We start from the raw sequence: 25044 nt of genomic DNA on the forward strand, positions 1-25044 counted from the left end.
AAAAGGCGAGCTGATTAAAATTAGCTCGCCTTTTTTTTGCACTTTATATTCGTAAAACTTACTGATTCTTATACTTTTCAGAATAACGTCTCCATAATTCTGTTTGGTGACTTTCTAAACTTATTTCACGACCTTGGATAAAAGCTCGTGTTAAAATATTGGTGCGCATATCCAAAGCATCACCTTCACTAATAAAAAGTGTGGCATCTTTTCCTGCTTCTAAAGTACCAACAAAGGCATCAATACCCAGTATTTTAGCGTTGTTAGATGTGATTAATTTTAGAGCTTCTTCTTTATCCATCCCGTACGCTGCGCAAGTGCCTGCGTAGAATGGTAAATTACGTGTTTGGAAGTTTTCCGCATTTCCAACTTGAATGCCTACAAGAACATCTGCGTCATATAAAAGTTTTCCTAATTTAAATGGTAAATCATAATCTTGATCATCATTGGCAGGCAATGTGTGTGGTGTATTAATTAAAACAGGTATGTTGTTTTGTTTCAATAATCCGGTGACTTTATATGCTTCTGCACCACCTACAATAACTAATTGCTCCATCTTATGATCTTTTGCAAAATGAATAGCGTCTGTAATTCCTTTTTCATCATTTACATGAACAAACAATTTTTGCTTACCATTGTACAAACCTTGCATCGCTTCAAAAGGTAAGTTTATAGGTTTTTTATCACCTTTTAAATAGGCTTTACTGTCGGTAATAAAAGCAGCGACCTCGTTTACTTGCTCAGCATAGTCTTTGTTTGGTTTTAAACCTGCAGGTTCTCCCAACCACCAACGACCTCTAGAAAAAGCACTTGGCCAATTAAGGTGAATAGCATCATCTGTTTTTATAGCAGCATCTTCCCAATTCCAAGCATCCATTTGAACAATGGATGAGGTTCCAGAAATACGACCACCTTTAGGCGATACTTGTGCCATTAACACGCCATTTGGACGCATGGATTCTACGACTTTAGATTCTGTGTTGTAAGCAATTAAACTGCGTACATGTGGAATCATACCGCCAACTTCATCTTGATCGTCCGAAGCTCTTACAGCATCTACTTCTACTAATCCTAAAGCAGAATTGGCTGCAATAAATCCGGGATACACGTGTTTACCCTTGGCATCAATAATAGTCATGCCAGACGTGTTGGAATTTGTTGTATTCACCGATGTGATTTTTCCGTTTTCAAAAACAATCACAGAATTTTCAATTACTTGACCATTTCCAATGTGTGCGGTAGCGCCAACAATAGCAATGGGTTTAGTTTGTTTGGATCCTGGTGTTTGTTGCGCAAAGGAAAAGCTTCCTACAAATAGCGTAATAACAAGGATGTATATAGTATAATGTTTCATCTTATTTTCTTTTAGAGTATTAAATCGTGTCACAATGGAAATGTTCATCTACTTTCTTAACAACGGGTTTGGTTTTTAAACCTTTGTTTTTGGCTTGCAACATCATCGTTGTTAATTCGTTTTTCTCTTGTTTTATGCTTTCGCGAATTTGCTTATCACGATCCATATCAAAATAAACTTTTCCTTCAATTAGGGTTTTTTCAGCTTTGGTGTAAATAGACATTGGGTGGCCGTTCCATAGTACCATATCAGCATCTTTACCAACCTTCACGCTACCAACACGATCATCAATATGTAATAGTTTTGCTGGATTTAATGTCACCATTTTCCATGCTTCTTCTTCACTAACACCACCATATTTGATAGCTTTAGCCGCTTCTTGATTTAATCGTCTAGACATTTCAGCATCATCACTATTAATAGCGGTTACAATACCTTGGTTATGAAGAATAGCGGCATTGTATGGAATAGCATCATTCACTTCGTACTTATAAGCCCACCAATCACTAAAAGTTGAAGCACCAACACCATGTTCTTTCATTTTATCAGCTACTTTATAACCTTCTAAAATATGTGTAAACGTATTTATATTAAAGTTGAAACGTTCGGCAACTTCCATTAACATATTAATTTCACTTTGAACGTAGGAATGACAACTAATAAAGCGGTCTTTATTTAAAATTTCAACAAGGGTTTCCATTTCTAAATCTTTACGATACGGTTTACCACTTTTCTTTAAAGCTTCGTATTCTTTTGCTCTGGTGAAATAATCCGTATACACTTGTTCCACACCCATTCTGGTTTGCGGAAAACGGGAACGCGAATAATCGCCCCAGTTAGATTGTTTTACGTTTTCACCCAAAGCAAACTTGATGAATTTAGGACTGTCAGGGAAGATTAAATTTTGCGCTGACTCGCCCCATTTCAATTTAATTATTGCAGAGCGACCACCAATAGGATTTGCTGAACCATGCAAAATTTGAATGGTTGTAACACCTCCAGATAAGTTTCTGTATATGTTTATATCATCTGAATCTACAACATCTTCAATAGTAACCTCGGCGGTGGAGTTTTGACCAGCTTCGTTTACCGCTGCTGTTGCAATATGCGAATGTTCATCAATAACACCAGAAGTAATGTGTTTCCCTGTGGCATCAATAACCATAGCATTTCCGGCGCTTAAATTGTTGCCAATTTTAGCAATCTTACCATCTTTAACAAGGACATCGGTGTTTTTTAAAATACCGGCTTCTTCATTGGTCCAAACCGTAGCATTTTGAAATAAAATGGTTTGTTGTTTTGGTCTTTCAGTAAAACCATAGGCTTCATTAGGAAACGTAACTGGAAATATCCTTACATCAGATTTAGATTCCTTGTTGTCATCATCGTCGGAGTCATCTGATTTTTCCGCGGCTTTCGATTCTAGTTTTTTTGCATAAAAAGTGGTTTCATTTCCATTTGGTAAAATAGCAGCCCCACTTATATTTGGAGTGTTGGTAATTTTAGCTGAAAGTCTTACAAAATCTTGTTTTGTGGTATCTATACTGGAGAACGTTAATGCTAACCAATCATCAGTCATTGTAATTTTTGAGCCTAGTTTTTGCGTATCTGTTTTAACCGTTGCTTTTAACTTCGAAATTTCACCAGAAATTTTTAAATCGTATGTCGTTCCGGCAACTTGCAACTCATAATCGCCTCGAATATCTTTTGTGTTCATGGGTACAATTTCATGTCTGTTACCTAAAACCCAGTTTTCATAAAGCGTTGTTTTGGTATCGAAAATAGTTCCAGACGTAATTAAGAAATTTGCATAAGATCCATTTTTAAGGGTTCCTATGTCATTACTTTTTCTTATAATTTTAGCAGGAACGGTTGTTAACGCTGCTAAAGCTGCTGTTTCATCCAAACCGTATTCAATGGCTTTTTGCAAGTTTGGCATAAATTCAGACGGTTTTTTTAAGTCGTGTAAGGTGAGGGCAAATGGCACGCCGTTTTTATGTAAAACAGCAGGATTGCTTGGTTTCTGATTCCACTCACGCATATCCGATAAGCTTGCTGTGTTTGCCATGATGGGATCTTCCATATCAAATGCATCTGGAAAATTGATAGGTATAATGAATGATGCATTTGTAGCTTTAATTTCATGAATTAACTCATACTCATCACCACCACCAACAATAACATATTGGGTGTTTACATCGTCTCCAACTTTGTCCATACGCAAGTCGTTCATTTTACTTCCTGCATCAATTATTTGAACTAAATCTTTATTGTTATTGAACGCTTCTAATGATCGGTCTTTTGTTTCTGATAAACCTTTGGCATACCAATCAGCATCATAGTTTACTTGTCTAATTAACGCCATAGCTCCCATTAAAGAGGTTGGATATGCTTGTCTAAACGTAACACTTTTGCTGGTTGACAAATACTGTGCAGAACGATCTGATAAAATGCGAGAGGCATCTGTTCCACTTGGGGATAGCGCAATTAAGCTACCTGTTCCACGAATAATGCCATCTGGAATATGGGTGTTTACGGTTCCAAAACCAGCTTCGCGTAATTCGGTTGCTGTTTTAGCATCAAAGGCATAACCTTCAATAGCATTTTGCTCGGGTTTAATATGGTCATTCCAATAGTAACCCTCGCGTGAGGCATCATATTGTGGGCTGTTTGAGTTTTCTGCACGTGTTGGTTTTTTGGTTCCAAACGATGAGTATATATCCACAAATGAGGGATAAATGTGTTTGCCTTCCAGATTGATAACTGTTGTATTTTCTGGAATTTGAACTTGTTTTCCACTAGAAATAACTTTGCCATCTTTAATTAATAATGTGGCATTTTCAAGAGTTTCTGTTGGGGAAATATGAAGGGTTGCATTGGTGAAAGCATGATAACTATGATTTTCAGTTTTTACACCATCATTTTTTGGGAAATAGTTTTGTGAAAACAGCGTTGTGCTGAACACAAAACACAAAAGCGTAAGGAGTTGTTTCATGGGTTTAGGTTGGTTTGAAATTTAAAAACTTAAATATAAGTAATAAGAAATGGGTGCTAAATGAATTGGATTTTTTTTAACATTTTGTTTAGGATTCCAAAAAGTAATTCACATAAAGGGCTACAACGTAGCTGTAACTTTTCATACCACCTTGTTGGTTATTGGCCTTTAAAAAGGAATTATAAGTTTCTTTAAAAACGGGTTCTGTGATGTTTTGATAACGCCTCCAAAAATCTTGAACTTCTTGATAGTTTTTCAGAATACCTATATTGATGGTCAATAATAGTTCTTGATATTTTTCGGGATTTCGCCTAAAAACTTCCATTAAGCAATGGCGTAACGCGAAGGTTGTTCCACTATATTTAAAATATGGGTCTGTATGCGACATGGCAGCCAGACTCCCAATAAAATTAGCTTCATTCTCGGCAGCATAGCCTAGCTGATGCGCAATTTCATGAGAAACGGTTGTTGGGAATTTATATACGGGAATGAGTGCGTCTACTTGAGCTTCATTGGTTAAAGGATTTAAATAGCCGCTAAATCCCATATACGTTAGCGGTACACTAAACAAGGACATTTTAATACTCTTTGGGTGGTATTCCAAATGTGGATACTGCTTTTGTATTTGTATGTAACCCAAAGGCGCCATGTTTAAAATGTCTTTTTTAGTATAGGGTAGATTTACTTTTACGGTATCGTTAATAGCTACCTTAACATGAAGTGCATTCGATTTTTCTATTAATTTTTCGGTAACCATTATAAGTTCTTCGGTTGAATAATCGGCTTTCAGATTCAGGTTTTTATGAAGCGGTAATCGGTAATAATTAAAAGCCCAAAAAACATGAAAAGCGAAATAGATTAAAGAGATGGTTGCGAAAATATCAATAATCCAATTTTTAAAATCTTTAAAAATCCGTTTTCTAGTTATAAGCAACCAACGGATTATGAAAATGATGGCTGCTGCATAAAAAATATCGCCAAAAGAAAATGGCATCCAACCAAAAACATAACGGGATATGGCAGAAACCCATTGGTAAATTCCATGACTGTAATAGGTTTCTACAAATTCTGGAAATTGCGCCAAAATATTAATAAGGATAATCTGTGGGATAAGCGCGAGCGCTATTAAAAGCTTTGGGTTTTTCTGCATATTTCAAAAATAAGGAATTGTTTTATTACTCTATACATTATAATTACCTTTGTAAAACTTAAAAAATACAGATATGAACGAAGCAATACGAGAACTAGAACCAAAAGCCTTATGGAATAAATTTGCCGATTTAAATGCGGTACCACGACCTTCAAAAAAAGAAGAACGGGTTATTGCATTTATGAAGGATTTCGGTCAAAAATTAGGTCTTGAAACTATAGAAGATAGCGTAGGAAATGTCATTATAAGAAAGCCAGCAACTAAAGGCATGGAAGATAGAATAGCCATTGTCATGCAGTCGCATTTAGACATGGTGCATCAAAAAAATAATGATACAGATTTCGATTTCGACACCCAAGGAATTGATATGTATATTGATGGCGATTGGGTGCGTGCCAAAGGCACAACGCTAGGAGCCGATAACGGGTTAGGTGTGGCTACTATTATGGCCATTTTAGAAAGCACTGATATTGAACATCCAGCAATAGAAGCCTTATTTACTATTGATGAGGAAACGGGAATGACAGGCGCTATGGGACTTGAAGGCGGTTTGCTGCAAGGCGAAATACTTTTAAACTTAGACACGGAAGAAGATGATGAAATTGGAGTAGGTTGCGCAGGCGGTGTTGATGTAACTGCTAGAAGAACCTACAAAGAAGAAGAAACACCAGAATTTAAAACCGGGTATGCCATTACTGTAAAAGGCTTACAAGGTGGTCATTCCGGGATGCAAATTCACGAAGGTTTAGGAAATGCTAATAAAATTATGAACCGTTTATTATTTGATGGTTTTGAGAATTTTGGTTTACGTATTTCTGAAATTAATGGCGGTAGCTTACGCAATGCCATTCCACGTGAAAGTCATGCTATTGTTGCCATCGATTCCATTCATGAAGATGCTTTTGTTGCCGAAATGGCAGACTATGCGCAGGTTATTCAAACCGAGCTAAAAACGATGGAACCCGATTTAAAAATTGAAGTTTCCAAAGTAGAAACGCCTGAAAACATTATGGATTTAGGTGTTCAAGAAGGTGTTACGCGTGCATTGTATGCGGCCGTAAATGGTGTGTATAGAATGAGTGCAGATATTAAGGACTTGGTGGAGACCTCAAATAATATTGCCCGTGTTGTTATAAAAGATGGTAATATAGAAATAGCCTGTTTAACACGATCTTCAGTTGAAAGTGCAAAATGGGATTTAGCCAATAGTTTACGAGCTACTTTTGAATTAACCGGATGTGAAGTAGAGTTTTCAGGCGAATATCCAGGTTGGACACCGAATATGGATTCTAAAATATTACAAGTTTTAGAAACGCTTTATATAGATATGAATGATGAAAAGCCACACGTTGCTGCTTGTCACGCAGGACTGGAATGTGGTATTTTAGGTCAGAACTATCCAGAGATGGATATGATTAGTTTTGGACCTAATATTAAAGGAGCGCATAGTCCAGATGAACGTGCCCAAATTTCATCAGCACAAAAATACTGGAAATTTGTTTTAGAGATTTTAAAGAATATCCCGAAGAAGCAATAAAATAAATCAATTAATACCATAAAAAAGCCGCGTTTCTAAACTAGAAACGCGGCTTTTTTTATAGGGTGTTTGGATTATTGTTTTCCTTGAATACCTTCAATTTTTAATTCGAAAATTAAATTTGAGTTTGGAGGAATAGGACCAGAGCCATTTTCACCATATCCTAAATATGAAGGGATAAATACTTTAGCTTTATTCCCAACATTCATATTTAACATGGCTTCTCTAAAACCAGGAACCAATCCAGCAGTTTCATTATAAATCATAGCAAATGGTTTGTAACCACCCTGTGCATCACGTTGTTCGTTATACGCGTTGTTTGCTTTAGCAACTTCGGCCCAGCTTGTATCAAATAAACGACCATCCTCAAAGAAACCAGCATAATTAACTAGTACTTTATCTGCACTTGATGGCTTCGTGTTTTCACCTTCTTCCGTAAAAATCATAACCACGCCTGTATCTAGTTTTTTAACGGTTCCATTTAAGTCTGCATTTTTAGCAATAAATGCTTCTGCAGCCACGCTAGCCGATTCTTTAATTTTTTGGCGAGCCGCTTCTTTTAAAGCTTCTTGCTTTTCTAATACTTTAGGCAGTTCTTCTTTATATACTTCGGCAGCATTAAAACCTTCCGCAGCTTTACCTTTTCTAATGATATTTAATTTTTCAATAATAACTGGTACTACCGGTTTGTTACTTCCTGGTTCCACGGCTACATTAGAAATAGTATCTAATACGTCCATACCAATAACAACTTCCCCAAAAACAGAGTGCTTATTATCTAAATGCGGTGTTGGTCCTTCTGTTATGAAAAATTGACTACCATTTGTGTTTGGTCCCGAATTAGCCATGGAAAGCATACCTGGTTTTGTATGTTTTAAATCTGGGTGAAATTCATCGGTAAATTTGTAACCAGGATCTCCAGATCCTGTTCCTGTAGGGTCGCCACCCTGAATCATAAACTTATCGATAACACGGTGAAATGTTAAACTGTCATAATAACGCTTTCCTTTATAAGCATCGGAAACATTAGGGTGTGTACCTTCTGCTAATGCCACAAAATTGGCAACCGTTACAGGAACTTTGTCGTAAAATAATTTGGTAACCATGGTACCCTTGTTGGTCACAAATTCCGCGTAAAGTCCATCTTCTAAATCAGGATACTGCTGACTGCAAGATGTAAAACTTACTAAAAGTGCCAATACTAATAATTTCATGGTATGTTTCAATGTGTTCATTTTTGAGTTTTAAATAAGTGTTTATATCAATTTAATTGGGTTCTGTTGTTTTTATGTCTATCAATGAAACTTCACATATAAGTGGCACATTGGTGCCTATTTTATTCTCGTCTCCATAATAGCCATACGCTTTTTGGGAAGGAAATAAAAATGTAACCGTTTCGCCTTCACGCATTAGTTTTAAACCTTCGCGCAATCCGGTAAACAATTCCTGCTTATCCATGATGTAGGTTTGCTGCTTTAAGTCGGCTTGACTATATATTACTGTTTCATTAATATCTTTAATAGTATAGTTATAAGTCACAATATCCCCAAATTCAGGAGTTAGTAATGAGTCTGCCGCTTTGGTTTGGTAATAATACCAGAATCCACTGTTGGAAGCTATATAATCTGTTACAGAATCTTTAGCCATTATGGTTTCAAAAACAGCGCGTTCCTTATTAATTAAATTTTTATTACGTTCTACAGACTGATCAATAAACGAACCCGATTTAGCAGAAATGGGACGTCTTGCTTCTGGTGATTTACAGGCAAAAGCAGTTAGTAGTAGACATATTATAACTAAAAATCTATTCATTTTTCAGGGCATTGTTATAAGCGGGTAATATACTAATAAATTTTTCAACCGTTTCTGGAAGCGACAAATCGCTCTTCCCACCCGCTGCATTAGTATGACCACCGCCTTCAAAATGTGCACGTGCAAATTCATTCACGGAAAAGTCGCCTTTAGAACGTAACGATATTTTAATAATATTGTTTTGTTTATCTTCAATAAATATAGCGGCAAAAATAATATTTTGAAGGGATAATGCATAATTTACAAAGCCTTCTGTATCACCTTTTTTATAATTGTAGGTGTTTAATTCGTCTTGAGATAACGTTATAAAGGCTGTCCTAGATTCTGGAATAACCTTTAAATTAGTTAATGCACAGCCTAAAAGTTGCATACGCTCAAAACTATTAGCATCCATAACCGCATTATGGATTTCAGAATGTTGGGCACCTTTATCAATTAAGAAAGCCGTAACACGGTGTGTTTCGCTTGTAGTTGAAGCAAAACGAAACGACCCTGTATCTGTCATAATTCCAGTATATAAACACGTAGCAATATCTTGATTGATAAGGTTTTTGTCATCTAGCATAGCAATAAAATGATACACCATTTCGCAGGTGGAACTCATACTAACATCCGAATACATATAGGTGGCATAATCATCTGGTTGTTGATGATGATCTATCATTATTTTCATAGCAGAGCTAGCTTTTAAAGCCGGTTCCATATTGCCCGTTCGGTTTAATGCATTAAAATCTAACGTAAAAATGATATCCGCATCCTGAATTAAGGCATCACATTTTTCTGTATCTGTGTCATATTTTAAAATGCTGTCTTCGCCTGGCATCCATTTTAGAAATTCGGGATAATCATTAGGTGCAATAATCACAGCTTCTTGATTATGTATCCTTAAATAGTGATAAAGTCCTAAGGTTGAACCAATAGCATCACCATCTGGATTCTTGTGCGGAACAATAACCATTTTTTTTGGTGATCGGAGCAGTTGTTTGATGTCTGAAATAGCTTCTTTTTTCATATGTGACGAATATACAATTTTTTAGTATTGGTTTATATGGTTTTTATTAAGAAATACATTACTTTTGCACGAAATTTAAAGGAAAGAAATTTAGATAGTAAATTGCTTTTCTTAATTAGAATCTATTAATAGAAATATAACTTAAACAAAAGAATGGCAACAAATAGAACATTTACCATGCTTAAGCCAGATGCAGTTGAAAACGGACACATTGGCGCAATTTTAGAGAAAATCAATGCTTCAGGCTTTAGAATAGTCGCATTGAAAAAAACACAAATGACACAAGCTGATGCTGAAGCGTTTTATGCTGTACATAACGAGCGTCCATTTTTTGGTGAGTTGGTTGAGTTCATGACACGTGGTCCAATTGTAGCAGCTATATTAGAAAAAGATAATGCTGTTGAAGATTTTAGAAGCTTAATTGGTGCTACAAATCCTGCTGATGCTGCTGAAGGAACTATTCGTAAGTTATATGCAACTTCTATGGGAGAAAACGCAGTTCACGGAAGTGATAGCGATGAAAATGCAGCTATTGAAAGCGCATTCCATTTTTCTGGACGTGAGATGTTTTAATTAAAAGCACTATAAAAATTAAAAAGCCTAAAATGTTATTCATTTTAGGCTTTTTTTATTCTAAGTATTACCTTTACTGAATTCTAAAAAAGAATTTTATGAAAAAAACAAACTATGTATTATTAGTTTGTTTCCTATTTTCTACCTTATTAATAGCCCAAAACTCGCAAAAAGCTATCAATGAATTACAAATAGTTACGCAAGCGCATGTTTCGGTGAATGTCCAATCTGGAATTCCCGAGTTTATTAAATTCCCCGCAAATCAACCACTAACATTATCTGGTGGTACGCTTCAAGAAAAAATCCGAACGTTTTTAGAAACCTATACAGGGTTGTTTAATGACAGTCAAGATTTAAGCAACTTTACATTTCAACCCCCTAAAAAAGACAACTATGGTTTTCAAACGGTAACCCTTATTCAGCAACATCAAGGTGTTCCTGTTTTTGATGGCCAATTGCGTTTCCATTTTAATCATTCTAATCAGCTAACGACCATAAATGGTAATTACATTGCAAATATTAAAGTACCTCCTGTTCCCAGCATTTCAGAACAAGCGGCAAATGCAGTAGCTCTAAACGTATTAGCTAAACAGGATATTAACTATTCTGGTGAAACCGTTTTTGCGTATGAGACAAAATTATTTGTTTTTCAAAAAGGTCTTATTGAAAATAATTTAGGATCTAGCTATTTGGTCTATGAGGTGGAAGCTAGAAACAATGCAGATGTTAGAGAATATGTTTATATCAATGCACATGATGGTACTTTGGTAGAGCAATTTACAGGTATGCCACATGCGTTAGATCGCACGGTATATGAAGGAAACACCAATACAGTAGTTTGGACAGAAGGCGATGCTTTTCCAGGCAGTTTAACGGTTTGGCAACGTAATGAAGTGGAGGCTTCAGGGCATGTCTATAATTTTTTTAATAATGCTTTTGGGTACGTATCTTATAATAATGCGGATGCACAAATGCGAACCATTAACAACAATCCAAATATTAACTGTCCAAACGCTAACTGGAATGGTGTAACTGCTAATTATTGTAATGGTACAGCAACAGATGATGTTATTGCACATGAATGGGGACACGCTTATACTGAATATACGAGTGGCTTAATTTACGCTTGGCAATCGGGCGCTATGAATGAGTCATTTTCAGATATATGGGGAGAAACCGTTGATTTAATAAATAATTACGCAGATGAAGATGATGATGTATCCTTAAGAACGGGCTGCAATAGTTCTGATCGTTGGCGAATTGGCGAAGATGCTACTGCCTTTGGTGGTGCTATTCGCGATATGTGGAATCCACCTTGTAATAACGATCCTGGAAAAGTTACCGATGGCTTATACCGCTGTGGTGAAGGTGATTCAGGAGGAGTACATTCTAATTCTGGAATTCCAAATCACGCCTATGCGCTTTTAGTTGATGGAGGCACTTATAATGGACAAACTATTAACGGTATTGGTTTGACCAAAGCGGCCCATATTTTTTGGCGCGCCCAAAGCACGTATTTAACGGCTACTAGCGATTTCTTTACGTTGGCAGACGCGCTTGAAGCATCTTGCACAGATTTATTAGGTATTAATTTAGAGGGATTATCTACAGTGGCAACTGCTGCTGGACCCTCTAATGAGATTTTAACCATGGCTGATTATAACGAATTAGTAAAAGCTATTCTAGCCGTAGAATTACGTATCGAACCAGAGCAGTGCGGATTTACAGCAGTAATTGGTGCGGCTCCAGATTTATGTGAGAACGCCCTAGATAATCCCATATTTTCAGAGGATTGGGAGACTGGTTTAGATGGCTGGACTGTTAACCAATCTCAAACTTCGTCAACCTGGATCCCTAGAGATTGGGAATTGAGAACTAGCCTGCCTAATGGCAGAGCTGGAAATGGTGTTTATGCAGTAAACGCGCCTATTGGTGATACCTACGGAGGAAATTGTCAAAACAGTTTTCAAAATGGTATCATGAGTTTAGAAAGTCCTATTGTTACCATGCCAGACTTTAATGAAGGTACGTATGAAATGGCTTTCAATCATTACGTTTCAACAGAACCTAATTGGGATGGTGTAAATATTAAATATAAATTAGATGGAGGTAATTGGATATTGATTCCTGCCTCGGCATTTATAATAAATGGTTATAATGATGTCATTAATCCAGCTTCAGAAGGAAATGACAACCCTATGGAAGGTCAAGAGGCCTTTACGGGGTCTGATGGTGGCTCAAATAGCGGTAGTTGGGGGACAAGTATTATAGACTTATCTGTTTTAGGTATCATGGGAAATAGTACCGTTCAGTTTAGATTTGATTTAGGAAGTGATGGTTGCAATGGACGAGAAGGTTGGTATTTAGATGAATTAACAGTTTATAATTGTGCTTATGCTTTATCTATTGAAGATTTTACAGCTGTTGAAAATGGTATAAAAGTATACCCTAATCCATCAAATGGTCAATTTACAATGAAGAATATTGGAAATTTAGATTTAGTGAAAGCTGATGTTATGGATATCAATGGACGTTTAGTGAAGTCTATAGATTTATCTGGAATTCAGGAAACAACTACTTTAGATATTTCTCGTGTGGCCTCTGGTTTATACTTTATGAAAGTCTATACTAAAACGGCAAATACCGTTATTAAATTGATTAAGGACTAATTGAGTCCTAATATTATACTAAAAAATCCCGCAAACTGCGGGATTTTTTGTTTTAAACGTATAGTTGGACTTTTTTCTAATAATATTTCATGAACTAATAACTACCAACTAACGCAGCACTAATTCTTTAATAATGTGCTTCCCTAAATTTTCGTTAAGCATAGAAATAATTTTTTCTTTCCCGTAACTTAATTCTTCACGCAGGACACTAGAACTTAATTGCACATACAATGTGTCGCCTTTTAGTTGAATGGCTGTCGTGTAATTATTTACACCATTACCCATCATGCTTTGCCATGCATCTTGCACGTTTACCGCATTTAATCCCTGTTCTAACCGGTTGGTTTCCACAAACTCCTTAAGTGCGTCTGCAATTGTTAAGTTTTCATTATTACGTTTGGCCATTAGTCTAAATTTAAAGGTTTGTAGCGTTTATACAAAAATACGGCTTCATGCTTATTTACGACTTTTAATTGCTTTTTAGTTACTAACAAAATGGTTTCCTTCCAAGAATCAAAAGGTGTTGTATAATATACATTCAGGCTATCATTTTCAATTTTAATAATGAAGGTTTCCGCATCTTTAGAAGTTTCAAACGTCCCCATGAAATTAGGTTTCATTTTTTTTCGGACGCCTTGTAATGAATCCTCTAAACTTATAAAGTCAATTGTATCATTAAAATTATATTCTTTAATACGGCCATCTTTTAGGGTAACGCGTTCAATTTCCCAATACCCTTCAAAATTTTTTAAAGACTCGTCTGGGGTTTTAGTACAACTGGAAATAACAAGCGCAGTAACGAGCAGTAAGATAAGGTTTTGACGTTTCTGTTTCATAATGAAAACGGTTCTAAAGTTTAAAAATTTCGTAAGATTGATGCACTTGCTTAACAACAGCTTCCGTCCGGTCCGCATGTGTATCGCTTATAAAAAGCTGACCAAAATTTTCATCGTCTACCAATTTAATAATCTGGGATACCCGTTGTTCGTCTAATTTATCAAAAATATCATCCAATAGCAAAATAGGATTTACCTGACTTTTGGATTTTATAAAATCGAATTGTGCCAATTTTAAAGCAATTAAAAATGATTTCTGCTGTCCTTGACTACCGAATTTTTTAATTGGATGTCCGGAAATGTTAAATATTAAATCGTCTTTATGAATGCCAACACTGGTGTATTGAATGGCCTTGTCCTTATTAATAACGGTTTTTAACAAGGCCTCCAATCGGTTATCTGTTAAATCACTTTCATACACCAATTCTACGGATTCGTTGCCGCTGCTAATGGCTTCATAACGTGCCTTAAAAATAGAGATAAAGGACTCTAAAAATGCTTGACGTCTCTCATGAATTTCATGTCCGTATTGATCGAGTTGTAAATTATAAACCTCTAAAGTATCCTTATTAAAGGTATGGTTTAAGGCAAAATACTTTAAGAGCGAATTACGCTGCGCTAAAATTTTATTGTATTTTAATAAGGCATTCAGGTAGTTTTTATCGCTTTGCGAAATAACACCATCCACAAATTTCCGTCTGGTTGCACTTCCTTCAATAATTAAATCCCGATCGGCTGGCGAAATAATCACTAAAGGCAAAAATCCAATATGGTCGCTATACTTTTCATAAATTTTGCCATTTCGTTTTATAATCTTTTTCTGACCACGTTTTAAACTCACCACAATTTTTTCTGCCGTATTTTCCTTTTCATATTCACCATTTACCACAAAAAAAGCTTCGTCGTGTTTAATGTTTTGGGATGCAATAGGATTAAAATAACTTTTCCCAAACGATAGGTGATAGATGGCATCTAACACATTCGTTTTACCCACGCCATTGTTTCCAACAAAACAGTTTATTTTCTCATTGAAAACAAAGCTGCGTTCATCAAAATTTTTATAATTCAGTACCGATAAGGATTTCAAAATCATGTAAAAAGAAACTTAAAAGGGTGTTCAGTTTAAAGGATGTGCAAATTATTGAAAAATAACAAATAAATAGGCTTTCAAATCTAAAGAAATATTATATTTTTGCACCGCATTAATTTAGAATATATGGCAACGTACAAGAAGAGAGGATATAAACCAGAAACGAAAGAAGAAAAGCAGCATGATGTTGAAGAGAACTCAACAACGGCAGAAGTTTTTAATACACTTGATGAAAGTGCTTCCAAAACTGAAGATTGGGTAATTGCCAATCAGAAATACATTTTCATTATTATAGGTTTGGTAGCCGCCGTAGTTTTAGGTTATTTAGGGTATAACGAGTTTATAGCAAAACCAAAGCAAACGGAAGCTATGAATGATATGTACCAAGCTCAAAAATATTATGACCAAGCAGTAAATGCAACGGCTGAAAAAGATTCCTTATTTAGCTTAGCCTTAAATGGAGGTGAAGGGAAATTTGGCATGTTAGATATTATTTCAGAGTATGGTGGAACACCATCTGCAAATATGGCTAACTATTACGCTGGTATGGCCTATTTAAATATGAAAGATTACAAAAATGCGGTTTCGTATTTAGGAAATTTTTCAGGAGATGACGAAATTTTGGCGCCTATGGCCAAAGGTTGTATTGGTGATGCCTTTGTGCAATTAAACCAACAAGAAGATGCTTTAGGCTATTATGAAGAAGCTGCTAAAATGCGTTCCAATGAATTTACCACACCTATGTTTTTATACAAAGCAGGTGTTATAGCATTAGATTTAGGCAAAACAGATGTGGCGCTTAAGCATTTTAAAAACATTAAAGAAAACTATCCAACGTCTACTGAAGGTGCTAATATTGACATCTTTATTGGTAAAGCAGAGGCTTTGGCAAGTAACTAATACATGGCTACAGAAAATAACAATTTATCAGAATACGATAAAGCTACAATCCCAAACGCGAAGAACTTTCGGTTTGGGATTGTTGTTTCAGAATGGAATGATACCATAACAGAAGGACTTTACAAAGGCGCCATCGAGGCTTTGTTAGATAATAATGTTTCAAAAGAAAATATTATTCGTTGGAATGTTCCTGGTAGTTATGAATTAATTTTTGGTTGTAAAAAAATGCAACAACAACCGGTTGATGCTGTTATTGCCATAGGAAGTGTAATCCAAGGCGAAACCAAACATTTCGATTTTGTGTGTGAAGGTGTTGCTCAAGGAATTAAGGATCTTAATGTTTTACATAACGTCCCTGTTATTTTTTGCGTACTAACCGATAACAACATCCAACAGTCTATTGATCGTTCGGGTGGAAAACACGGAAACAAAGGAACTGAAGCGGCTATTGCTGCTATTAAAATGGCAGAATTGAACAAGTAAATAGCCTAATTTCTTAAATTTTATTTTATATATTTTAATAGACATGAGCTAGCTTCATGGACTAGCAAGCAGGATATTGTTAACAATTTTTGGCAATCTGAATGTCCTTTTTCCTTGTAAATTCAGTACTTTTGAAGTTAAAGCAACTAATTAGAAAGTACATTGGCTAAAAAAAATAAAAGCTTTAATTATAAACCAAGATTCCAAGATGTTCCTGAAAAAAATCAGCCAGATGATATTCAGACAAAATGGCAAAGTTTAAAGGGTAATAGAAAGCGAAAACGTAGTTTTCTTACCTCACCATTATTTTTGGTCTTGTTTTTGATTGCTATCTTAATAGTGATTTACATATTAAGTGGCTACGAATAATATAGAATTATGGGAGTTTTTAGTAAGCGAAAAAATAAAAAATACAGCTACACACCGCGTTATTATAAAGGTGATGAGAATCCGTACGAAATAAAACACAAGTTCGATGATTTTCGCTCAACCGTTGGAAGTAGTGGTGGTTTAAAAACAAAGATAAATACCGCTTGGGACGATTATAAAAACAATGCTGATGAACATGCCAATAGACGTGTATTGATCATTATAGCTGTTTTAGTTTTTATATTTTTACTGATTATTGGTTTCGATTTATCCATATTCCTTCCTGAAAACTAATGGCAGACATTATTCAATTATTACCCGATCATGTAGCCAATCAAATTGCTGCAGGTGAAGTTGTTCAAAGACCAGCTTCCGTAGTAAAAGAGCTTTTGGAAAACGCCATTGATGCGCAAGCTTCAGAAATTAAACTGCTTATTAAAGATGCTGGAAAAACCCTTGTTCAAGTAATCGATAATGGTTCAGGGATGAGTGTTACCGATGCACGTTTTAGTTTTGAACGTCATGCAACCTCTAAAATTAAATCGGCTGACGATTTGTTTCAATTACATACCAAAGGATTCCGTGGCGAAGCTTTGGCAAGTATTGCCGCTATTGCCCATGTGGAATTAAAAACCAAGCAAGAAGCGGATGATGTAGGCACCCAAATAGTTATTGAGGGTAGCGAGGTAAAAGAACAAGAAGTGGTTGTAACACCAACAGGAACTTCTATTGCTGTAAAAAACCTCTTTTTTAATATTCCAGCGCGACGTAATTTTTTAAAATCGAATACGGTTGAATTGCGACATATTATTGATGAATTCCACCGGGTGTCTTTAGCGCATCCATCTATTCAGTTTTCTATGTATCATAATGGCAGCGAAACATTTCAGTTGCCTTCCAGTAATTTCAGACAACGTATTGTAAATATCTTTGGGGCAAAAACCAATGAGAAATTGGTGCCTGTAAATGAAACAACCGAAGTTTTAACCGTTTCAGGATTTGTTGGAAAACCCGAATACGCCAAGAAAACACGTGGCGAACAATTCTTTTTTGTGAATAACCGTTTTATAAAAAGTGCTTATTTAAATCACGCTATTAATTCTGCTTTTGATGGGTTACTAAAAGATGGAACGCATGCGAGTTACTTTTTAGACTTAACCGTAAATCCGCAAACTATTGATATTAATATTCATCCAACCAAAACAGAAATTAAGTTTGATGACGAACATACTTTATACGCTATTTTACGGTCGGCAGTCAAACATAGTTTAGGGCAATTTAGTATTGCGCCAGTTTTAGATTTTGATCGGGATTCCAATTTTGATACGCCTTATAATTTCGAAAATAAACAAGCAAAAACCCCTAAAATAGAAGTGGATCGTTCGTTTAATCCCTTTCAAGAAGAAACCCGATCTAAAGCATCTTTTAATACATCGTACAAAAAAGAACCAGCTGGAAGTTGGGAAGGTTTGTATGTTGGAATGGAATCTAAAGGAACCAAATCGACATCCGATTTCAACGAAATGCGTTTTGAGAGCGATGAACAAACCGGTAATATGTTTCAAGACGACTCCAGTTTAGATGTGAAACAATCTACCTATCAACTTCATAATAAATATGTAGTTAGTACTATAAAATCGGGTATGTTGGTAATTGACCAACATCGTGCGCACCAACGAATTCTATATGAAAATTTCTTAAAGCATATTACTATTAAAGAGAGTGTAAGTCAGCAATTGTTATTTCCTGTATTAGTGTTTTTATCGCAACAAGAAATGGATTGTATAAAAGAAGTACAAGAAGATTTAGAACACACTGGATTTGTATTTGCTAACTTTCATAATGATCATATTGAAATTTCAGGAGTTCCAATTAGTGTTCCGGAGAGTGAAGTCACTGTTATTTTGGAACAGCTGATTAGTGACATAGAAAACGAAGTGCCAGATACTCATTTTAGTGCAACCGATTTATTGGCAAAATCCATGGCAAAGAGTTTGGCTATTAAGAGAGGACAATCCTTATCTTTGATGGAGCAAGAGCATTTAGTGAATAGTTTATTTGCTTGTAAAGACCCTAATAGTTCACCAACAAATCAAGCAACTTTCGTTACGATAAGCGTGGATGAAATAGATAAAAAATTTATATAAGTAAAATCTTATGATGAATAATATTACCGATACGGTCAAACATTTAATTATTTTAAACGTGCTTATGTTTGTAGGTACTCTTACAGTTGGAGGAGCGGCACTGGGCGAGAATACTGTGTTCTACGATTGGTTTGCCTTACACTTTCCTAAAAATGTGGCCTTCCAGCCTTGGCAAATAATTACACATATGTTTATGCATGGCGGTTTTATGCATATTTTGTTTAATATGTTTGCGTTATGGATGTTTGGAACGGCCGTAGAACAACGTTTTGGCGCTAAAAAATTCATATTTTTCTACTTGTCAGCGGGTTTAGGCGCGGCCCTTTGTATGATTGGTTACTATTATATTACCTTTTATTCAGGACTCAGCACATTAACCGAAGCCGGTGTTAGTGAGTCTCAAATACTTGAAACATTAAATTCAGGTATGTATAATACAGGATGGCAACAAATAATGGGTGCAGCAAAAATGCAACAATTTGTAGGTGTTTTTAATAGTACAATGGTTGGTGCTTCTGGTGCTATCATGGGGGTTTTAGTGGCCTTTGGCATGTTGTATCCAGACTCTAAATTAATGTTGATTTTCCTGCCAGTCCCTATTAAAGCCAAGTATTTTATTCCGGGAATTATTGCATTAGATTTAATTTCGGCTATAACGGGACAATCCTTTTTTAGTCCTAGTAATACGGCCTATGTTGCCCACCTTGGAGGCGCTTTAACTGGGTTTTTAATTATGTGGTATTGGAAAAAAACACAATTCAACAAAAACCGTTGGGATTAGTATGACAAACTTAAATCAAGATATCCGCACAAAATTGCAGCATCTCAATGTTTTTGAAAAGCTGATAGTTGGTAATTTTGCTGTTTTTATAATCGGATTATTAGTAACGCTACTTTTCAAATTCGATTTACAGTGGTTTGAATTACCGAGTGTATTTAGCGAGTTTATAATTCAACCATGGAGCGTTATTACTTATGCGTTTGTGCATTATGATTTTTGGCATTTCTTTTTTAATATGATTTGGCTTTATTTTATTGGTGGCATGTTTAATAATATGTTCTCAAAAAAAATGGGACTAAATGTGTATTTTTTAGGTGCTATTTCAGGAGGACTTTTATTTTTATTAGGTTATAACCTGTTCCCGAGTTTGTTTCAATCGCCAACTAGATTGGTGGGCGCATCGGCAGCTGTTCGTGCATTATTGATTTTTTTATGTGCTTATATGCCCAGTATGGAGGTGCGTTTTTTCACCTTTAATTTAAAGCTGTGGTATATTGGTGCAGCCATTGTTGCTTTTGATGTTTTGGGCATCATTGCCGGCATAAATGATCCTGTTTCTGGCAATGCTGGTGGTAATTTAGCACATTTAGGTGGCGCTATTTTAGGTTATTTTTATGCGAAACAATTAGTTAAAGGTCAAGATATTGGGAAGGGGTTCGAGAAATATATGGATCAGTTTATGAGCCTATTTTCAAAATCGAAAAAATCACCCTTAAAAACCGTTTATAAAAAGAAGTCTGGTAAAGTTGCGGGTTTTTCAAAGGAGGAATTCGATCAGTTTAATAAACAGAAAAAAATAGATGTCATTCTAGATAAAATTAGTAAAAGTGGTTATGATAGTTTAACAAAAGCCGAAAAAGAGTTTTTGTTTAAAGCTGGAAAATAATATACTATTTGTAGTAAATATAAGTTATAGCAGCTTGTAGTATTGTTATTGGATTTCGGCTTGCCGTTTTCATTCAAATTATATGAAAAACTTAACGTTAATAGATAAATTTATATACCTCTTAAATGGTCTGTTAGCCTTTGTTTTGCTGTTATCGTATTTATTGCCGTTTGTACCACCTAAAACGTTTGCATTACTTTCTGTATTGAGTTTAGGCGTGCCTTTCTTGATTCTTATAAACGTGGTGTTCTTTTTATATTGGTTAATCAAACTCAAAAAACAGTTAATATTATCTGCTGTTGTGTTAGTGATCGGCTATTTTAGTTTTGGGTCTTTATATAAGTTTTCTTCCGAAGATGATAAAATTCATGACCACCAACTTAAAGTCATGAATTATAACGTGCGCTTATTTAACTTGTACGATTGGATTCCTGAAAAAGGCATAGCTGTGAAAATGGTCGATTTAATCAAACAGAAAGCACCAGATGTACTGACGATTCAAGAATATCATCCACATCCTGATATTGATTTATCAACTTTTAAATATAAATTCGAGAAATTATCAGGGAATAAAACTAAATATGGTCAGGTTATTTTATCACAATACCCCATTATTAATTCAGGATCTGTGGAATTTCCCGAGACATCAAACAACGCCATTTTTGCGGATATAGTAAAGGCCGATGATACCATTCGTATTTATAATGTCCATTTACAATCCTTAAAAATTGATGCTAATATGGATAAGCTGAAACAGGAAGATTCTGAACGCTTATTAAAACGAATAGAACAAACGTTTGAAATGCAACAACTCCAAACCGAATTGTTTTTAGAGCATAAAGCGTCGTGTCCTTATAAGGTTATTATTTCTGGCGATTTTAATAATACCGCGTTTTCATACGTTTATAAGGAGTTGAAAGGCGATTTAAACGATACGTTTAAGCAAGCAGGAAATGGTTTTGGTAGAACATACGACTTCAAGTTTTTTCCCATCCGCATCGATTTTATTTTCAGTGATCCTTCTTTTGAAATCACGGATTTTAAAACCATAGATAACAAATATTCAGATCATTATCCTATAATGGCCACCTTGAAATTACATTAAGGCGCAGTCTGCTGAATCTGCTATAATATGAATTACCAATCCAATACCAACTAATCTGGTTTTTTTCGGAATTAACAAAAGCACATACAGGCCAATTGCCCAATAGGTATGCAATGGATGAAAATTAATACTACATCTATTGGGATCAAAAATAGGCGTTGCTAATAGGTGATCTAAATCAATAATCATAGTTGCTACCATAATAAGATATGCCTTTAACCAATAGGTTCTGTAAAAGACGAATGCAACTAGTAAAGGCAGTAAAAAGTGCAGATTGTAGTGAACGAGATTTTGTAGCATTACCAGAATGGTTTTTGAGATTCTAGGTAATTTAAAGCATTCGGTCCTTCATTACATATTAAATCTAAGATACTTAAATTGTTAATGAAGCCATGTTTATCATCAAAAACTTGGGTATAGGATTCAAAATTAGGTGCTTGTTCACCTTTGGCCTTTACTAGATGCCGTAAATCGGTAAATTGAGCAGGTTTCTTTTCAAATGTAGTTGTTTGTTGAGTTTCAATTTCTAATTGTAAGCAATCGCAAATGGTTTGAAAACAGCGTCGGTTAAATTCGAGCAAATTAGAAACGGGTTCTTCAAATAAGGGCTTTAATTCATCTTCATAAAATTCGAAAAAAGGCGATGTTTTATAAGCAGATTCTAAAGATTTCCAATGGTTGCGTTGCCAATTTTCGTCATTAAAAGTCTGGACATCCACATACTGCTGCCGGTCTTTTTGGCTGTGTATTACTGGAATATTCAACAATAATTTACCATTAGCACCATAAATATAGGCTCTATTTCTATAGGTCTGTTTTTGGAAATTATCAGCCATTTCAAAGGTGACGGTTTCCGCCTGACTTATAGCGACAAAATGCGCGATGCTTGGAAAATACGTTGGATGTATAAGAATATTCATGGGTTTAGATGCTTGTTGCAAAGTTGATTACATAATGCGTTGCACAACTTTACGTTTTACAACTAACTATTAGCTTTCTTATGTTTACGCCATTTACTAAACCCAAACCATGCGGCTAATAGGACTAAAAACGGAATGAAATATGAAACTGGTTCGCCACTACCATTTACGGTTGTAAATAAACGCTCCCAACGAATTTTTTCTTTAATGCCTTGACCATTGCTATTATAACTCATCCATATAAATACCGGTTTTCCAACCACATGATCGAAAGGCACAAATCCCCAAGAACGTGCGTCTAACGAGTTATGGCGGTTGTCTCCCATGAGCCAATAATAATCTTTTTGAAATGTATAGCTATTGGCCACTTCACCATTAATAAAAATCTGATTGCCTTTTACTTGTAAAGTGTTATTTTCATATTCTGTAATGGCACGTTTGTAAAGTGGTAAAACTTCTAAATTTAAGTCAATTGTTGCTCCAGCTTCAGGAATATAAAGCGGTCCAAACCAATCGTTATTCCAATTGTAATTAGCGTCATGCGGGAAAACACTTAATTCACGCTCACCTTCCTCACGCTTAAGAGGTTCAACACTCTTCACGTTTGGATGGTTTTTAAATTTCGCTAAATTTTCATCTGAAATTCCGGGGAAGTAACTCACGGAGTAGTCTTGGTTATACTGCGGGAAATCGGTTATATTATAGCGGCTAGACAATATATAATTATTGAAAGGCCCATTTTTTGTTTCTACTTTATAAGAAAATTGCAATTTAGCTCTGTCTGGCAAAGCATTTTGTTTGCCATTAATATATACATAACCATTGCGAATTTCTAAAGAATCTCCAGGGATACCAACGGCACGTTTTACGTAATTCGTTTTCTTATCAATTGGTTTGTAATAATTTCTATCAGCCGATTTATACATATTGTACAACGTATCTACTGGCCAGTTGAAAACAACAATATCATTATGTTTTATATTTTGAAAACCTGGAATTCGTAAATAAGGTAGTGATAATTTGTTTATGAATGAGGTGTTTCTGTTTTCTACATTGTCATCATATAAATATGATTTTTTATTAATAAACGGAATGGTATCATGAACCATTGGCGCAGCAACAGTAGACATGGGAACGCGCGCGCCGTAATGAAATTTACTAACAAAAAGGAAATCGCCAACTAGTAATGATTTTTCTAAAGAAGACGTTGGAATGGTATACGGTTGAATAATATAGGTGTGCACTACGGTTGCAGCTACAATTGCAAACAGAATAGAACTTACCCAATCTCCAAGAGGCGTTCGGGGATGTAAACTTCTATCTTTTACATGTTGCACATCTACAGCATAGTTTAAATAGTAATTATAAAAACCTAAAGTGAATAGCGCCAAAACGGTATCTGTCGCGGAATTTTTCCCAAAACTTCTAGCGGTTTCAACCCATACAACTGGAAACATGATGAGATTTACAATCGGTAAAAAGAGCAGGATTGTCCAATACCATGGACGGTTAATTATCTTCATTAAAATAACCGCGTTGTACACAGGAACGAAAGCCTCCCAAGCTTGTCTACCAGCTTTTATATATAATTTCCAAGTGCCTAATCCGTGAATAATTTGAATAATTAGGATAACTATGAACAATTGAATGAGTGTCATATATTTTTACTTTTGTTGTTATTGGTAGGCAACCTTCATATTTCGTTACCTGAATTGTTTGTTTTAACCTATGTTTAACACATCTTTCATGGTGTAAACACCTGTTTTATCTTGTAGCCATTCAGCGGCAATAACAGCGCCTAGTGCAAACCCTTCGCGGCTATGCGCTTCATGTTCAATAGTAATGGTATCTGTATTGCTGGTATAGGAAACGGCATGGGTTCCAGAAACATCATCAAGGCGTTTAGCTGAAATGGGTATGGTATTTTCTTTTTTTGAAAGCAGGCTCCAATCTGAATACAAATCGTGTTCAGAAATAATAGATTCTGCTAATGTAATAGCCGTTCCACTTGGCGCATCCAGTTTTTGAGTATGATGAATTTCTTCTAAAGAAACTTTGTAAGACTCAATTTTGGACATCATTTTGGCAAGTTGCGTATTCAGTTCAAAAAAGATATTAACACCCAAACTGAAATTTGATGCATAAATAAAAGCGCCATTTTCTTCTTCGCAAAGTGCTTTGGCTTTCTTGAAATTGTCCAACCAACCGGTAGTTCCAGAAATAACCGGGACACCATGCTTAAAACATTTTATGATATTAAAAAAAGCAGCATTGGGAACACTAAAATCGATAGCAACATCTGCTTGGGTGATATCGTAGCCATCTTCATCGTTTGTTTTTATAACAATAGTATGGCCACGTTGAATTGCTATTTTTTCAATGGTTTTACCCATTTTACCATATCCTAAAAGTGCAATTTTCATGC

General features: G+C 35.4%; 23 protein-coding genes. 10 read left to right on the plus strand and 13 right to left on the minus strand.

Annotated elements, in window-relative coordinates; all coding sequences use genetic code 11:
* Positions 1–58: 58 nt before the first annotated feature.
* From ACN0QX_RS08250 to ACN0QX_RS08260, 3 genes are all read right to left on the minus strand, one after another.
* Positions 59–1354 (minus strand): amidohydrolase family protein, encoded by a 1296-nt coding sequence (locus ACN0QX_RS08250; RefSeq protein WP_417196274.1) that lies wholly within the window; start codon positions 1352–1354, stop codon positions 59–61.
* 19 nt (positions 1355–1373) lie between these two features.
* Complete coding sequence (locus tag ACN0QX_RS08255) at positions 1374–4349, minus strand: amidohydrolase family protein (protein ID WP_417196275.1); 2976 nt, start codon at positions 4347–4349, stop codon at positions 1374–1376.
* A gap of 88 nt (positions 4350–4437) precedes the next feature.
* A complete protein-coding gene (locus ACN0QX_RS08260; protein ID WP_417196277.1) occupies positions 4438–5499 on the minus strand; it encodes a DUF3810 domain-containing protein in 1062 nt (353 codons plus the stop codon).
* 73 nt (positions 5500–5572) lie between these two features.
* Here ACN0QX_RS08260 and ACN0QX_RS08265 point away from each other — a divergent pair, with 73 nt between their 5' ends.
* Entirely contained in the window at positions 5573–7036 is a 1464-nt protein-coding gene (locus tag ACN0QX_RS08265; RefSeq protein ID WP_417196279.1) for an aminoacyl-histidine dipeptidase, read from the plus strand.
* A gap of 74 nt (positions 7037–7110) precedes the next feature.
* On the opposite strand, the gene ACN0QX_RS08270 is transcribed toward ACN0QX_RS08265, so the two are convergent.
* The 3 genes from ACN0QX_RS08270 to ACN0QX_RS08280 are packed head-to-tail and all read right to left on the minus strand — an operon-like array spanning position 7111 to position 9860.
* Complete coding sequence (locus tag ACN0QX_RS08270) at positions 7111–8271, minus strand: peptidylprolyl isomerase (protein WP_417196281.1); 1161 nt, start codon at positions 8269–8271, stop codon at positions 7111–7113.
* Between the two features lie 31 nt (positions 8272–8302).
* A complete protein-coding gene (gldI, locus tag ACN0QX_RS08275) occupies positions 8303–8848 on the minus strand; it encodes a gliding motility-associated peptidyl-prolyl isomerase GldI (RefSeq protein ID WP_417196283.1) in 546 nt (181 codons plus the stop codon).
* Positions 8841–9860 (minus strand): DHH family phosphoesterase, encoded by a 1020-nt coding sequence (locus ACN0QX_RS08280; RefSeq protein WP_417196285.1) that lies wholly within the window; start codon positions 9858–9860, stop codon positions 8841–8843. The genes gldI and ACN0QX_RS08280 overlap by 8 nt, the downstream gene beginning before the upstream one ends.
* A gap of 153 nt (positions 9861–10013) precedes the next feature.
* Here ACN0QX_RS08280 and ACN0QX_RS08285 point away from each other — a divergent pair, with 153 nt between their 5' ends.
* Together ACN0QX_RS08285 and ACN0QX_RS08290 are read left to right on the plus strand one after the other, a co-directional pair.
* Positions 10014–10433, plus strand: a complete 420-nt coding sequence (locus ACN0QX_RS08285; RefSeq protein ID WP_066255829.1) for a nucleoside-diphosphate kinase — start codon at positions 10014–10016, stop codon at positions 10431–10433.
* A 98-nt stretch (positions 10434–10531) separates the two neighbouring features.
* A complete protein-coding gene (locus tag ACN0QX_RS08290; RefSeq protein ID WP_417196287.1) occupies positions 10532–13102 on the plus strand; it encodes a M4 family metallopeptidase in 2571 nt (856 codons plus the stop codon).
* A gap of 108 nt (positions 13103–13210) precedes the next feature.
* Here the strand turns inward: ACN0QX_RS08290 and ACN0QX_RS08295 are convergent, their stop codons facing one another.
* Genes ACN0QX_RS08295 through recF form a run of 3 tightly spaced genes read right to left on the minus strand, consistent with a single transcriptional unit; the run spans position 13211 to position 15031 of the window.
* A complete protein-coding gene (locus tag ACN0QX_RS08295) occupies positions 13211–13507 on the minus strand; it encodes a DUF721 domain-containing protein (RefSeq protein WP_248395038.1) in 297 nt (98 codons plus the stop codon).
* Positions 13507–13938 carry a hypothetical protein gene (locus ACN0QX_RS08300; protein ID WP_417196289.1) on the minus strand — a complete coding sequence of 144 codons (432 nt, stop codon included), beginning with the start codon at positions 13936–13938 and terminating at the stop codon, positions 13507–13509. The genes ACN0QX_RS08295 and ACN0QX_RS08300 overlap by 1 nt, the downstream gene beginning before the upstream one ends.
* 13 nt (positions 13939–13951) lie before the next feature.
* Positions 13952–15031, minus strand: a complete 1080-nt coding sequence (recF, locus tag ACN0QX_RS08305) for a DNA replication/repair protein RecF (protein WP_417196291.1) — start codon at positions 15029–15031, stop codon at positions 13952–13954.
* A 123-nt stretch (positions 15032–15154) separates the two neighbouring features.
* On the opposite strand from recF, the gene ACN0QX_RS08310 reads away from it, so the two are divergent.
* The 7 genes from ACN0QX_RS08310 to ACN0QX_RS08340 all read left to right on the plus strand — a co-directional run bounded on the left by ACN0QX_RS08310 (position 15155) and on the right by ACN0QX_RS08340 (position 21699).
* Positions 15155–15928, plus strand: a complete 774-nt coding sequence (locus ACN0QX_RS08310) for a tetratricopeptide repeat protein (protein ID WP_248395035.1) — start codon at positions 15155–15157, stop codon at positions 15926–15928.
* A 3-nt stretch (positions 15929–15931) separates the two neighbouring features.
* A complete protein-coding gene (gene ribH / locus ACN0QX_RS08315) occupies positions 15932–16411 on the plus strand; it encodes a 6,7-dimethyl-8-ribityllumazine synthase (RefSeq protein ID WP_417196293.1) in 480 nt (159 codons plus the stop codon).
* 378 nt (positions 16412–16789) lie between these two features.
* Positions 16790–17074, plus strand: coding sequence for a riboflavin synthase subunit beta (locus ACN0QX_RS08320; protein WP_376860431.1), 285 nt, complete (start codon positions 16790–16792; stop codon positions 17072–17074).
* Positions 17074–18927, plus strand: coding sequence for a DNA mismatch repair endonuclease MutL (gene mutL, locus ACN0QX_RS08325; RefSeq protein WP_248395032.1), 1854 nt, complete (start codon positions 17074–17076; stop codon positions 18925–18927). The genes ACN0QX_RS08320 and mutL overlap by 1 nt, the downstream gene beginning before the upstream one ends.
* Before the next feature lie 13 nt (positions 18928–18940).
* On the plus strand, positions 18941–19708 hold the full coding sequence (locus ACN0QX_RS08330; RefSeq protein WP_417196330.1) for a rhomboid family intramembrane serine protease: 768 nt from the start codon (positions 18941–18943) through the stop codon (positions 19706–19708).
* 1 nt (position 19709) lies between these two features.
* The gene (locus tag ACN0QX_RS08335; RefSeq protein ID WP_248395031.1) at positions 19710–20594 is read left to right on the plus strand and encodes a rhomboid family protein; all 885 of its coding nucleotides are present in this window, start codon (positions 19710–19712) and stop codon (positions 20592–20594) included.
* 82 nt (positions 20595–20676) lie between these two features.
* Positions 20677–21699, plus strand: coding sequence for an endonuclease/exonuclease/phosphatase family protein (locus ACN0QX_RS08340; RefSeq protein WP_248395030.1), 1023 nt, complete (start codon positions 20677–20679; stop codon positions 21697–21699).
* Here the strand turns inward: ACN0QX_RS08340 and ACN0QX_RS08345 are convergent.
* The 4 genes from ACN0QX_RS08345 to dapB all read right to left on the minus strand — a co-directional run bounded on the left by ACN0QX_RS08345 (position 21691) and on the right by dapB (position 25042).
* On the minus strand, positions 21691–21999 hold the full coding sequence (locus tag ACN0QX_RS08345) for a DUF6122 family protein (protein ID WP_248395029.1): 309 nt from the start codon (positions 21997–21999) through the stop codon (positions 21691–21693). The genes ACN0QX_RS08340 and ACN0QX_RS08345 overlap by 9 nt on opposite strands.
* Positions 21999–22619: a WbqC family protein gene (locus ACN0QX_RS08350; protein ID WP_417196297.1), complete on the minus strand. Its 621-nt coding sequence runs from the start codon at positions 22617–22619 to the stop codon at positions 21999–22001. The genes ACN0QX_RS08345 and ACN0QX_RS08350 overlap by 1 nt, the downstream gene beginning before the upstream one ends.
* Before the next feature lie 62 nt (positions 22620–22681).
* Positions 22682–24277, minus strand: a complete 1596-nt coding sequence (lepB, locus tag ACN0QX_RS08355; protein ID WP_248395027.1) for a signal peptidase I — start codon at positions 24275–24277, stop codon at positions 22682–22684.
* A 63-nt stretch (positions 24278–24340) separates the two neighbouring features.
* Positions 24341–25042 (minus strand): 4-hydroxy-tetrahydrodipicolinate reductase, encoded by a 702-nt coding sequence (gene dapB / locus ACN0QX_RS08360; RefSeq protein ID WP_417196300.1) that lies wholly within the window; start codon positions 25040–25042, stop codon positions 24341–24343.
* Positions 25043–25044: the final 2 nt, after the last annotated feature.

It is taken from the genome of Bizionia sp. (genome assembly GCF_048259285.1).
Classification (GTDB): Bacteria; Bacteroidota; Bacteroidia; order Flavobacteriales; family Flavobacteriaceae; genus Algorimicrobium; species Algorimicrobium hallyeonense.

Excerpts from the sequence above, each read along its gene's own strand:
- ACN0QX_RS08290 (WP_417196287.1), top strand. The coding sequence starts at position 10,532 with ATGAAAAAAACAAACTATGTATTATTAGTTTGTTTCCTATTTTCTACC.
- lepB (WP_248395027.1), bottom strand. The coding sequence starts at position 24,277 with ATGACACTCATTCAATTGTTCATAGTTATCCTAATTATTCAAATTATT.
- ACN0QX_RS08345 (WP_248395029.1), bottom strand. The coding sequence starts at position 21,999 with ATGCTACAAAATCTCGTTCACTACAATCTGCACTTTTTACTGCCTTTA.
- ACN0QX_RS08285 (WP_066255829.1), top strand. The coding sequence starts at position 10,014 with ATGGCAACAAATAGAACATTTACCATGCTTAAGCCAGATGCAGTTGAA.
- ACN0QX_RS08270 (WP_417196281.1), bottom strand. The coding sequence starts at position 8,271 with ATGAACACATTGAAACATACCATGAAATTATTAGTATTGGCACTTTTA.
- ribH (WP_417196293.1), top strand. The coding sequence starts at position 15,932 with ATGGCTACAGAAAATAACAATTTATCAGAATACGATAAAGCTACAATC.
- ACN0QX_RS08310 (WP_248395035.1), top strand. The coding sequence starts at position 15,155 with ATGGCAACGTACAAGAAGAGAGGATATAAACCAGAAACGAAAGAAGAA.
- ACN0QX_RS08340 (WP_248395030.1), top strand. The coding sequence starts at position 20,677 with ATGAAAAACTTAACGTTAATAGATAAATTTATATACCTCTTAAATGGT.
- mutL (WP_248395032.1), top strand. The coding sequence starts at position 17,074 with ATGGCAGACATTATTCAATTATTACCCGATCATGTAGCCAATCAAATT.
- ACN0QX_RS08335 (WP_248395031.1), top strand. The coding sequence starts at position 19,710 with ATGACAAACTTAAATCAAGATATCCGCACAAAATTGCAGCATCTCAAT.
- ACN0QX_RS08295 (WP_248395038.1), bottom strand. The coding sequence starts at position 13,507 with ATGGCCAAACGTAATAATGAAAACTTAACAATTGCAGACGCACTTAAG.
- ACN0QX_RS08255 (WP_417196275.1), bottom strand. The coding sequence starts at position 4,349 with ATGAAACAACTCCTTACGCTTTTGTGTTTTGTGTTCAGCACAACGCTG.
- recF (WP_417196291.1), bottom strand. The coding sequence starts at position 15,031 with ATGATTTTGAAATCCTTATCGGTACTGAATTATAAAAATTTTGATGAA.
- ACN0QX_RS08280 (WP_417196285.1), bottom strand. The coding sequence starts at position 9,860 with ATGAAAAAAGAAGCTATTTCAGACATCAAACAACTGCTCCGATCACCA.
- ACN0QX_RS08260 (WP_417196277.1), bottom strand. The coding sequence starts at position 5,499 with ATGCAGAAAAACCCAAAGCTTTTAATAGCGCTCGCGCTTATCCCACAG.
- ACN0QX_RS08350 (WP_417196297.1), bottom strand. The coding sequence starts at position 22,619 with ATGAATATTCTTATACATCCAACGTATTTTCCAAGCATCGCGCATTTT.
- ACN0QX_RS08250 (WP_417196274.1), bottom strand. The coding sequence starts at position 1,354 with ATGAAACATTATACTATATACATCCTTGTTATTACGCTATTTGTAGGA.
- ACN0QX_RS08265 (WP_417196279.1), top strand. The coding sequence starts at position 5,573 with ATGAACGAAGCAATACGAGAACTAGAACCAAAAGCCTTATGGAATAAA.
- ACN0QX_RS08320 (WP_376860431.1), top strand. The coding sequence starts at position 16,790 with ATGGGAGTTTTTAGTAAGCGAAAAAATAAAAAATACAGCTACACACCG.
- ACN0QX_RS08300 (WP_417196289.1), bottom strand. The coding sequence starts at position 13,938 with ATGAAACAGAAACGTCAAAACCTTATCTTACTGCTCGTTACTGCGCTT.
- dapB (WP_417196300.1), bottom strand. The coding sequence starts at position 25,042 with ATGAAAATTGCACTTTTAGGATATGGTAAAATGGGTAAAACCATTGAA.
- ACN0QX_RS08330 (WP_417196330.1), top strand. The coding sequence starts at position 18,941 with ATGAATAATATTACCGATACGGTCAAACATTTAATTATTTTAAACGTG.
- gldI (WP_417196283.1), bottom strand. The coding sequence starts at position 8,848 with ATGAATAGATTTTTAGTTATAATATGTCTACTACTAACTGCTTTTGCC.